At 61.1% G+C, this 8,910-nt stretch carries 5 protein-coding genes; all 5 read right to left on the reverse strand.

The annotated features are described in order from the left end of the window. Positions 1-229: 229 nt before the first annotated feature. Positions 230-1,981: a hypothetical protein gene (locus VHX65_04940; GenBank protein ID HEX3997876.1), complete on the reverse strand. Its 1,752-nt coding sequence runs from the start codon at positions 1,979-1,981 to the stop codon at positions 230-232. Positions 1,982-2,253: 272 nt separating this feature from the next. Next, a complete protein-coding gene (locus VHX65_04945; GenBank protein HEX3997877.1) occupies positions 2,254-3,549 on the reverse strand; it encodes a MerR family transcriptional regulator in 1,296 nt (431 codons plus the stop codon). 504 nt (positions 3,550-4,053) lie between these two features. Beyond that, entirely contained in the window at positions 4,054-5,523 is a 1,470-nt protein-coding gene (locus tag VHX65_04950) for a DUF1501 domain-containing protein (GenBank protein ID HEX3997878.1), read from the reverse strand. 9 nt (positions 5,524-5,532) lie between these two features. Then, positions 5,533-8,613: a PSD1 and planctomycete cytochrome C domain-containing protein gene (locus VHX65_04955; GenBank protein ID HEX3997879.1), complete on the reverse strand. Its 3,081-nt coding sequence runs from the start codon at positions 8,611-8,613 to the stop codon at positions 5,533-5,535. Between the two features lie 57 nt (positions 8,614-8,670). After that, positions 8,671-8,910, reverse strand: a 240-nt coding sequence (locus VHX65_04960; GenBank protein ID HEX3997880.1) for a hypothetical protein, incomplete at its 5' end; no start/stop codon positions are given.

Raw genomic sequence — 8,910 nt, forward strand, 5'->3', positions numbered from 1 at the left:
GATTGCCGCATCTCTTCGAGAATCTACGTCACTTTTTCGCCAATTCATTGCGAACGCCGGCGCGAACCGTGGCGAGTAGAATCGCGCGCCGGACTAGTAGGTTCGAGGAATTCCAAAAAAAGCGGTCGTAGCAAAGAAACCGCCGAGCCGTGCGTCGTCCAATGATCCCACGACCATTTTTCTCGCCCGGTGCGGCCCTTTCATCGGACACACGGGCCGAAAGCCGAGCCTACGCCGCCCGGCCGACGCGCTTCGTATGCGGTCGCCGCTTGGGGAACCAGCCTTCGCCCAAGACCGACAGTGCGACACGGTCTTCCAGATTCGGTCGGAAGATCGTCAACAGCAAAAGCGGCAAATACCAGCCAAGGAAAAGGCCGCCGCGATGGGCATCCCAGAATTGGGTCGCCAGCATCAATGCCGCCGAGCAACTAATCAACGAGCCCAGATTCTTTTGGGCCGGCCAGATCGTCATCGTTGCCGAAAGCGCGACAAACGCCGCGAGGATCGGCATGCGGTAAACGGGATCCAGAAGTGCCAATGGCTGGCCCCAAAAACCTTCGAAGTTCTCGCGCTGCATCTGCGGAATGATCCAACCGAATGTCTGTTGGACATCGGCAAAAAACGCTTCGCGGCCCGGAGCCCAGATCGCCAACAGCCCCACCAGCACCCCGAGCGCAGGCAGCAAGCCGGCCAGGAAACGCGCTAGCCCGCGCTGCCAATAAAAACTAAACCATAACGGGAGCAGGAATAACGGATAATACGACAGCCCACACGCCAGACCGATAAACAGGCCCGACAACGTCGGCCGGCGATACGTCACCAGTGCCCAAACCAGCGGCGCGGCGGGGAGCACATGCCGCAGGCAACCGGTGAATTGGGCCGTATAAGGAATCATCAAATACAACACCGCCGCCGCAATGCCCGTCTTCACGTTGTCGAAATGCCGATAGCCGATCAGCACCAATCCGATCACAACCGAAAGGTGCAGGAGCACGAGGCCAATGCGCACGGTCAATAGGTCGCCATGAAATTGCGGACTCGGCTGCGGTTCTTCGGCCTTCGCCGGCTTGATTTCATCGTCGCGCAAAATCATCCGCTGGGTGACGATGTTGGGAACGTGAAACAGCGGCGGATAGCCGGGCCCCTGTCGCGCGATTCGCTCGGCTTCGGTAATGGGCGCCGGGGCGGGAGGCGGCTCCGCGGGCACCGCCGAATGCATGTCGCTTGTGCCCGCCGCCGCTAGATCGGGGGGCTCGATTGCTACCGATGTCGCCGGGGCGGTGCCGTCGTCCGCCGTGCTCGGCAATGGTTCGGTGTCCGAGGCGAGAGAAATCGCGGCGTCACGCTCTGGCCGATTACTCGCGCCGGCGATTGTGGCGTCGTTGCTGTTAACCTCCGCGCCCGCCACCCCATTGATTCGGGATGCATAGCCGATCAGTTTGCTGCCCGCTGCGGCATCTGCGGCAACGGTATCGCCGGCATCACTGCCGACCCGATCACTGCCGGCATTCTCGCTACTTCCGACTTCCGTTGGGCTGGCGTCGACGCTCTCCGCCGCCAAGCCTTTGCTTGCCGCGACCGTTGCATCGCGTTCCACCGGCGCCGCTACGCCCGTAAGCACGTTCGCCATCAAGAACACAAACAGGGCGATGCCCAGAAATGTCAGCCCCCCGACCGATAGGTTCGGTTCGAGCAGTGGGCGGCGCACCATCATCGGATCCAACAGCGTGCGGACCAGGAACCACAGCGTGGACACAAATAGCCAGAGATAACCGGCTTGCTCGGTGGGTACCGAGTGGATCACATGGCCATACTGCGCGGCAAGCAAGCCGGGCGCGACCAGAATCAGCGCAATCAGATCGAGATTCCGCACGCTCCACAACCGGCTGAACTTGAAGAAGATCGCAATCGTCAGAAGCGACGACAGATGGACCCAGGTGGTTGGGCTGACACGGTTATAAAAGAAGGGCAATTCGTTCATCGGCACGACGCCCTGGGTCTACCCATTTCACCGCTGAGTCAAAATCATGCCGAGCCAAAGATTCCGCCAAGCCGAAGGACGCGCCGACCCAGCCGCTACAGGGGTAACGAACTGTTTCTAAGATACGCAAATTACGCAGATTTGCAAGGCCAGGGCACCCTGCGGCTAGCCGACCACTAGTCTTTGGACCGCTCGATTTGTTGCCGGCCACAAAGCGATCGTCACAATAATAAGGCGGCGGCGATGGCCACTGCGCGGCCGCACGGCGATCGTCAAGATTCCGCCAGGCGGCGGCGCGCCGTTTCTGCCCAGGGGCTTTCGGGAGCCAATTCTAGGAAGGCCCGCCAATGCTCGTCCGCCTCGGCGCGGCGGTCAAGATCGTCGAGCGTTCGGGCCAGGTGATAATGCACGTCGGGATACTGGTCATGAAACGCCAGCGCCCCTTCGAACGCGGCGACGGCCAATTCCCGCTCGCCCGTTTCGGCCAGCACGCAGCCGAGATTCGCTCGGGCCTCGACATATTCTTCGTCTAATTCGATCGCCATATAATAGCGCTCGCGGGCAGCGGAGATATCGCCCATGCGGTAGAGCAATTCGGCCAGCGCAAAACAAACATCCGGCATCGGCCCGCCCCCCATCAACGCGGCTCGATACATCTCCGCGGCCGCGGCGAACTGTCCTTCATCTTCGAGCGCGGCGGCTTCGTGGATCATTTCCGGCGGCGATACAGTTTCATTCCGCACCAGCGGCAACGCGATCGGTCCGGCGGCATGGTCAGCGGTCAGCTCCGCGGCACGGCCGGCCGCCACCGTTGCGCAGGTCGGGCAATCGCCACCCTCTGAATTGATGTCGTCGGCGAAGGGCGAAATCGGCTTCGATCCGAATGTGAACCAAAGTTGGCCGCCGGGCCCGATCAGCCCATCCCCCTGCCGTAGCAAAAGCTTTTTTCCTTCGACGATCACCGACAATTGTGCCAATGGCCGAGCGACGCCGGGCACATAGCGGGCGAGTTCGGCGAGTTTGTTTTCGATCGTTTGCGGCGACATTCCTGTTGCCAGCAATTCGGCGAGCCGCCGCGCGGTGGCCACTTCTTGAAAATCGAAATACGGCAGCCGCCGCACCTCGCGCCGCGGCACGATCAACCCCCGTCGATGCCATCGCCGCACCGTCGCCAGCGGCACCTGCAAAAGCTCGGCCAACATGGCCGGCGTATAAAGCGGATGCACATGCTGCTCGATTTCAACCAATCCGAGCCGCTGCCAGAGCTGCGTTTCAGTGATGACTTCGATACGGCCTTCGTCGATGCCCAAACGAGTTGCGTCGTCGAGTTCGTTCGTTCGACTGTCGATCGCCAGCGGCAATTCTCTTTCGCCGACAACGATGATTTGCACGTCGGCCGCCGGAACGTCTGCCGCTGGCATATCGACGACAGTGCCTCCATGCTTGCGGATCAACTGCTGCGCATCGCGCCGCGGCATGCCGGCCAGTTTGCCGGCGATCGCCACGCGTTTTCCGGCAAGCGATTCCTCGTGCTGCTCCGCAGGCGCTGTGGTGGAATTCGAGGCCATGATTGTAGAACCCGCCCGTTTGCTTCCTGCCAGGTTGTGGCCAGAGGCGATCCATCCGCGTCTCCGCAGTCTAGCGGACCAGCGACGGGTGTCAATTCAGCGAAAATATCATTCGGCGCGGCTTCGTGAGACGCCGACAACCGGCGGATTTGTTCGTCTCATTGGATTCCGGCCATTCTCCGCAGCGCGACCTTCAAAAAGCCCTTCCGTTGTTCGCCGGAATCTTCGAGAAGCTTGCGGAGCATTTTGATTGCCGGCGCACTTTCCAGGCAGTTCCTTGCCATCGCCCCGAGATAGCCCATCTGGATCGTCGCAAGCGGCCTCGAACCGAAGGGAGTCGCTCGGTGCGGCCAGAGCCTCGACGAAAGTGGCGATTGCTTCGCCTCGCAACGCACCGAGACCGCCGGGAGCTTCGGATTCGATCCAACAAGCCGTTCCGCCGCGCTCGCCTTGCACGGAAAGTCAAAACCCGTCCGCGGAACGCCGTTCTTTGCGGTCCTGCGGCTACGCCAACAACGCATCGATTACATTGCCATGCACGTCGGTTAATCGGCGGTTTGCGCCGTTGTGGCGAACGGTGAGTCGTTTGTGGTCGATGCCCAATAGGTGCAACACCGTGGCATGGAAGTCGTAGGTGGTCGTTACGTCGCGCACGGCTTTCCACGACCATGGGTCGCTCTCGCCATAAGAGGTTCCGGCCCGCACGCCGGCGCCTGCCATCCAGCCGACAAACGTGCCGCCATTGTGGTCGCGGCCATCGCTTCCCTGCGAAAAAGGCATCCGGCCGAATTCGGTGTTCCAGAGCAGCAGCGTATCGTCCAACAAGCCGCGCTGCTTGAGATCGACCAGTAGCGCCGCGATCGGTTTGTCTGTCGAAGCGCACATCGGCGGCAGCTCTTTGAAAATGCTGCCGTGGTTGTCCCAATTGTTGACGGGTCCGCCGGGCCCGCTCCAAAGCTGCACGAATCGCACGCCGCGCTCGACGAGCCGCCGGGCCAGCAGACATCGGCGGCCGAAGTCGGAAGTCGTTGGCTCATCGAGCCCATACAGGGCATGCGTTTGGGCAGTCTCTTGCGTCAAATCGAACGCCGCAGGAGCGCTCAACTGCATCCTGGCCGCCAACTCGTACGACTGGATCCGTGCCTCCAGAACTCCATCGCCATCGTTGGCGGCAGCATGCTCGCGGTTGATTTTCGCCAACAGGGCCAATCCGTCGCGCTCCGCGGCGGGCGTGATGAAGCGAGCGCTCGGCGGGGCGAATAAATCGGGAATCGGCTCTTTCGTGGCGGATTGGATGACGGTTCCTTGATGCGTCACGGGGAGGAACCCGGAGCTGAAGTTTCCCTTGCCGTTGTACGGCAGGCCGCGCGGATCGGTAAGGACAACAAAAGCCGGCAGTTCGTCTGTCAAATTTCCGAGTGCATAGCTGATCCATGATCCCATGCAAGGAAAGCCGGGCAACAGAAAACCGGTATTCATCAGGTAGCTGCCCGGTCCATGCACGTTCGTGCGGCTCGACATTGCCATGAAAAACGCGAGATCGTCGACGCACTTCGCCAAATGCGGCAACTGATCGCTGATCCAGCGACCACATTGTCCATGCTGCTTGAGCGGGAACGGCGGCTTGAGCACATTGCCGGGTGTGCTCGTTGCCGCCTCGACATGCGCACCATCGCCAGGATCGAATGGCTTGCCGTGCCGCCGAACCAACTCGGGCTTATAGTCGAACAGATCGGCCTGGCTCGCTCCGCCGTTCATGAACAACTGGATGACTCGCCTCGCCTTGGCCGGAAAATGGAGTCCGCCATTCCACTCCGCTCGCGGAGTATCGGCCAAGGCGCCGGCCTGGCCGAACAGGCTCGCCAGCGCCACCGCGCCGAAACCACCCCCCAAATTGCGCAGGAAATCGCGACGAGTGCCGCCAATCCGAGAATCCCCAATCCGAGATCCATTACCGACGGGCGCGGGCGACATACGGCACCTTCAATTGACGAAAACGAATTCGTTGGCGTTTAACAACACTCGACAAAGGTTGGCCAAGCCATGTTGATCGGCATAAGCCGTAAAATCGGCGAGTTCTTCGGCTCGAGCCGGCCGGCCGAACACGAGTTGCACGGCCGCATCCACACGCGCACGGTTCGTCGACCCCATCGCTTGAAGTCGCGCCGCTAGAAACTCGCAATGCCGGGCAATGAATGCGTCGTTCCAAAGCGCCAGCGCCTGCTGCACCGTCACGCTATTGGTTCGCACCGCCGTGATTTCGTCGCCGGAGGGGCAATCGAGCGTTTCCATGAACGGGTCGGGCAACGTGCGAAACAGAAATCGATAGATGCTGCGGCGCCGTCCGGCATCGCTATTCCAATCGAATTTCGAATAGTCGACGACCGGAGTCACATGCACGCCCGGCCGCAGCTCGAACTGCCGGTCCGACGGGCCCCCCATGCGCAGATCGAGCCGGCCGGAGACCATCAATACCGCATCGCGCAAGCATTCCGCGTCAAGCCGCTGCCGATTCATTCGCCACAAAAACCGGCTATCGACGTCGGCCGCGATTGCCGCCGCGGCCCGCGCGCCGCCGATGTCGGCAATCCTCGACGACTGGCGGTAGGTTCTGCTGGTCACGATCAGCCGGTTCAACTGCTTGATCGATTGACCGTGGTCGCGAAATTGCACCGCCAGCCAATCCAGCAAGGCTGGGTTGGTCGGCAACGCTCCCATGCGGCCGAAATCGTTCGGTGTGTCGACCAGTCCGCGGCCGAAATGATATTGCCAGACACGGTTGACGATCGATCGCCATGTGAGCGGATTTCGCTTGTCGCTCAGCCAGTGGGCGAGCGCGGCGCGGCGTTCGCCTTCCTCATCGGCATGCGGAAGCTTAAATCGCGACTCGAGCCTGGTCACGCAGGAAAGCGCTCCCGGCACGGCCGCCCCTCGTGGCTGAAGAATATCTCCGCGATGCAACACCGCGACCGGCCGCGGGCCATGCGGCGCGACATGACCCCCGTCGGGCTCGAAATCGCTCGCGGCGGCGAATACGAACGAGGGTTTCGGAAGCGTGGCCAGACCGTGAAGCACGACGCTCCGTTGTTGAAAACGAGCGATGGTTACACGGTCGGAATCGGTTCGCTGCCCAATGGATTTTTTCAGGATCGCGGAAATCTCGCTTGGCAAAACTTCCAACCCGACCGGCGGCGCTGCGTCGGCCACCGACAATCGGGCTCGGCCGATCAAGTGTCCGCCGCCGTGCAATTGTTTCAACACGACCGTGAGCTTTGATCCGCTCGCGAGCGAGAGCTTTCGATCGAATTCAAACACGGCCAAATGCGAACGGCCGACCTGCGGATAGATGCCCCATGCCGTCGCATCCAGGCCATCGATCGCTCGCTCGATGCCCCAACCATCTTGATTGAAATCGGCGACTGCTCGTGAAATCGGCAACGGTCGGCCAACAGCGTCGCCGGCGAATACTTGAATTTCCGAGAGGTGCAAATTGCCGTTGTCTTGCCGCCCCGGTCCGTGATGCGGAAACCGATCGTCGGCCAACACCTCCAATCGGATTGCGGTCATCTCGGCCAAAGGGGCGATCGCGCTGATCGTATACGTGTCGCAATCCGGACGAGTGCCCGTCGATAGCACGGAATCGTCGGGCTCGACCGTGAGCGTTGATCCTTCAGCCGAGGCCACATGCAGCGGCTTCATCATGGTCCATTGGACGCGATGCGAACTGAGATCGCGTTCCCACTGGGCCGCTTGCGCTTGCAATGGCGGCGATAACAGCCACGCAACCGATTCCGGCTCGTCGCGATCCAAGAGCCTCTTCCGCTGCAATAACTCCCGCCGCTGGCAGCCGACCGCAGGATCGACGTCGTACGCCCGGGTGGCTTTGTCGACGCCGGCAAAATCGGCTTGCAGCGCATAGTAATCTTGCTGCGATATCGGATCGAACTTGTGGTCGTGGCAACGAGCGCATTGCACCGTTGCGCTTACGAAGTTGTTCATCACGTTCGACACCATGTCGTCGCGATCGATGTAGCGGGCAATCTTGCGGTCCAGCGTGTTTTCCTGGATGTCGCGCAGCGAGCTTTCGTCCCAGGGACCGGCTGCTAGAAACCCAAGCGCGACCGTGGCCTGCGGATCGTCGGGAAACAGCACGTCGCCGGCAACCTGTTCTTCGACGAATCGTCCGTAGGGCTTGTCGGCATTGAATGCTGCGATGAGATAATCGCGATAGGGCCACGCATATTCGCGAATCCGATCTTGATCGTGGCCGTGCGTTTCGGCGAAATGGGCGGCGTCCATCCAATGCCGCGCCCAGCGTTCGCCATATCGAGGTGAATCGAGCAGCCGATCTACGACGTGCTCATAGGCTTTCGGATCGTTGTCATTCACGAACGCCGCAACTTCTTCCGGCGTCGGCGGCAGACCGATCAAATCGAAATTCAAGCGGCGAATCAGCGTGCGCCGATCGGCCTCGGGAGCCTGAGGAAAGCCCTTTTCGCGGAGCGTTCGCTCGATGAACGCGTCGATGGGATTCGGCGACGGCGGCGTCAGGCTATCGGTCGGCACGGGCGGCTGCAACAACGTCTTCAGCGACCACCAGTCGAGCTTGTCGGTCACAGTGCCGGACGCTTCGTCGGGCCACACCGCTCCTTGCTCGATCCAGGCCCGCAACAAGCCAACGTCGGTCGCCGGTAGTCGCGGGCCCTTGGGCGGCATCGCAACATCGTCGTCCAAACCAGCTACGAACCGCAACAGCGGGCTATCGGTCGCTTTGCCGGGCAGGATATTCGGGGCATAGGCATCGCCCCGCGTCATCGCGATGCTGCGCACATCGAGCCGATAGCCGCTCTTTTGATTCTCGGGACCATGGCAGCGATAGCATTTCTGCTGGAATATCGGCCGAATATCGCGAATGAAATCGATCTTCCGATCCGCGGCGGCAGACGGCGAAGCCGGCGCCTTCGCAGCCTTGGATTTTGCCGGCGGCGCCGCGAAGGCCCAAAATTCGCCACTGACGGCGAGAATGGCTCCGATCAACAAATTGGCCAACCGTAGGCGGCTCATGGATGCGTCGATCGAAACACCGACCGAACATGCTGAACAGGCGGGAAACAGCGATGGTTAGACGATCGATTGTAGATTGCCGGCGAACCGATGGAAATGGTAATGGAATGCGATCCTGGCCATCGTGCTCGATATGATGCAGGGCGTCGCGGAATTGGGTTGGCCGGACCGAGCTGGTAGAATCCCGGCAACTCGCAGACAATTCGACGCCTGGGCGGATTTCGTGGAACGATCGAGCGATACGCCGATTCCGCCGCCACGGCCTTCACCGCCTGCATCTTTCCACTTGCCTTGTGT

The organism is Pirellulales bacterium, assembly GCA_036267355.1.
In the GTDB taxonomy this organism is placed as follows: domain Bacteria; phylum Planctomycetota; class Planctomycetia; order Pirellulales; family DATAWG01; genus DATAWG01.